Source organism: Micromonospora sp. NPDC047753, from assembly GCF_040642735.1.
Taxonomy (GTDB): domain Bacteria; phylum Actinomycetota; class Actinomycetes; order Mycobacteriales; family Micromonosporaceae; genus Micromonospora.
Map to the genome: position 1 here is coordinate 1 of NZ_JBEYSL010000710.1, position 2,610 is coordinate 2,610.

General features: G+C 71.2%; 2 protein-coding genes. One reads left to right on the forward strand and one right to left on the reverse strand.

Annotation, left to right across the window (positions count from 1 at the left end; translation table 11 throughout):
• Positions 1–70: 70 nt before the first annotated feature.
• Positions 71–1,303, reverse strand: coding sequence for a serine hydrolase domain-containing protein (locus ABZ749_RS33535; protein WP_357235038.1), 1,233 nt, complete (start codon positions 1,301–1,303; stop codon positions 71–73).
• Positions 1,304–1,400: 97 nt separating this feature from the next.
• Here ABZ749_RS33535 and ABZ749_RS33540 point away from each other — a divergent pair, with 97 nt between their 5' ends.
• On the forward strand, positions 1,401–1,994 hold the full coding sequence (locus ABZ749_RS33540) for a pentapeptide repeat-containing protein (RefSeq protein ID WP_112582257.1): 594 nt from the start codon (positions 1,401–1,403) through the stop codon (positions 1,992–1,994).
• Positions 1,995–2,610 lie beyond the last annotated feature (616 nt).

Here is a 2,610-nt window from a genome sequence, read left to right on the forward strand (position 1 = left end):
GGGCAGATCAGCGTCTCGTACCGCCCCGGGCCGAGCGTGGCCCGTCCGTTGGCGACGGACCCCACACCGGTCAGTCGACCAGGGCGGCGTAGACGAGCTGGCGAAGCTGGGAGCGGAGCGGGTAGGTGCTCGACGGCATCAGCTGCGTGAACAGCAGCGCGGTGATCTCCTCGGCCGGGTCGACCCAGAACGCGGTGCTGGCCACCCCACCCCAGTAGTACTCGCCGACGCTGCTGGGCACCCGGCTGGGGACCGGGTCGTCGACCACCGCGAAGCCGAGACCGAAGCCGATCCCGTCCAGTGTGGTCTCCGCGAAGCCGCCGGTGGACAGGGTGCCCAGATCCCGACCGCCGGGCAGGTGGTTGCGGGTCATGAACCACACCGTGCGCGGCCCGAGCAGCCGGACGCCGTCAAGCTCGCCGCCGCGCAGCAGCAACTGCGTGAACCGGTGGTAGTCGGCGGCGCTGGAGATCAGGCCGCCACCGCCGGAAAGCAGCGCCGGCTTGCTGAACGCGAGCGACCCCAGGCTGTCGTAGCGGACGGCCCGACCGCTGCGTGGTTCCGGTACGTAGAGCGCGGCCAGCCGGTCGGCCTCGTCGCCCTCCACCCACCAGCGGGTGTCGGTCATGCCCAGTGGGCCGAAGATCCGGTCGGCGAAGAACGCGTCGAGGCTCTGCCCGGAGATCACCTCGACGAGTCGGCCGAGCACGTCGGTGGCGACGGAGTAGCCCCACGCCGAGCCGGGCTGGAACAGCAGCGGCAGCTCGCCGAAGGCCGCGCAGGCCTCGGCCAGGTCGACGTCCGCGGGCGGGTACAGGTCGTAGCCGGCGGCCCGGTAGAGCCCGTCGACCACCGAGGTCTGCATGAAGCCGTACGTCAGGCCGGCCGTGTGGGTGAGCAGGTGCCAGACCCGGATCGGCTCGACCGCCGGCACCGTGTACGGCTTGAGCGCCGACCCCTTGGAGTAGACCCGCAGGTCGGCGAACTCGGGGAGCCAGCGGCTGATCTCGTCGGTCAGCTCGAACCGGCCCTCCTCCCACAGCATCATCGCCGCGACCGAGGTGACCGGCTTGGTCATCGAGTAGATCCGCCACAGCGTGTCGGCCTCGACCGGTGCGCCCGACTCGCGGTCGCGCAGCCCGTACGTCGAGGAGTGCGCCACCTCGCCGCGCCGGGTGACCACCACCTGCCAGCCGGCCAGCCGGCCGTCGTCGACGTACCGGCCGAAGTGCTCGTCGATCCGCGCCAGCCGCGCCGTGTCGAAACCGATCTGATCCGGGTCCTTGCTCCGAGCCACACTCACGCCGCCGAACCTACTCGCCGGTACACCGGTGCGGGAAAGGGGCCGGCACCGGCCCCGCCGGCGATCGGCTGTCGGTCGCGCCCACTAGCCTGGCCGGATGCCGGAGTTGACCGAGGACGTGACGTTCCGCAACGAGGACTGGTACGGCGAGGAGCTGACCGACCGGCACTTCGTGGGTTGCGAGTTCTTCGGGGTGGACCTGACCGAGGCGGTGAGCAGGGGTGCGGTCTTCACCGGGTGCACGTTCGGCAACGTGGCGTTCAACGCCTCCCGACATGTCGACTCCGCCTTCACCCGTTGCGTGTTCCGGCGGTGCAATTTCTTCGAGGCCGAGTTCACCGGCTGCAAGCTGGTCGGCAGCACCTTCAGCGAGTGCGATCTGCGTCCCTTGACGGTGGACGGCGGTGACTGGTCCTTCGTCGCGTTGCCCGGCGCCGACCTGCGTGGCGTCCGGCTGACCGGGGTGCGCATGCGCGAGGTGGACCTCACCAGGGCCAACCTCACCGGTGCTACGGTCACCGGTGTCGATCTTTCCGGGGCGCAGCTGACCAACGTCCGGCTCGGTGGCGCCGACCTGCGGGGCAGCGATCTCACCGCGCTGGACCCGACGGTCGTCGAACGGGCCGGTGCCGTGATCGACGTCGAGCAGGCAGTGGTCGTCGCGCAACTGCTCGGCTTCCGGATCGGCTGACCCGGAAAGGGCTTCTGGTCTGCCCAGGTGTCCGTCCGGGGCGGCCGGGTTGTCCGGCAGCGTCCCATTGTGGGCTGGACACGTCCGGCAGTCCGGATCTAGCGTGTCGTCCACGCCCCGGGTAAACGTGAAACTGCCCACAGTGGTTGGTGTGGTCCTCGGCGGTCCAAAACGGCCGGGCGGCGGAGTTGGAGGGGTCGGTGGCGGACGAAGACCGCACGCGGGCTGGTTCGAGGGCTGGCGACACGCCGTCGAAGCACCGTCCGCGTGCCATTACCGCCGGGAAGACCCGCAGTGTGTTGCGCCGCGCCCGACAGCGGCGGCGCTGGGCGGCGGAGGGAGCGGCCGTACTCGTCTGCCTGGTGGTGTTGATCTCGTATCTCGCCACCCGGTCCGGTCCGGCGCCGGACGACGACCAGGCGGGTCCGGGCGGCGTTTCCGCCCGTTCCACTGGTTTCCCGGCCGCCGAGGGGCGCACCGGCGAGGCGGGTCCGGCGACGCCCGGCCTGCGTCCGCGCCAGCCCCGAGGCGTACCCGGTGGTGCGCCGCATCCTCTCCACCACCGGGCAGGACCTGCGCTCGGTGATCGGCAAGAGCGGCATCCTGCGCGGGCTGC

What these genes read in the sequence shown, in the direction of transcription:
- ABZ749_RS33540 (WP_112582257.1), top strand. Translation starts at nt 1,401, where the DNA reads ATGCCGGAGTTGACCGAGGACGTGACGTTCCGCAACGAGGACTGGTAC.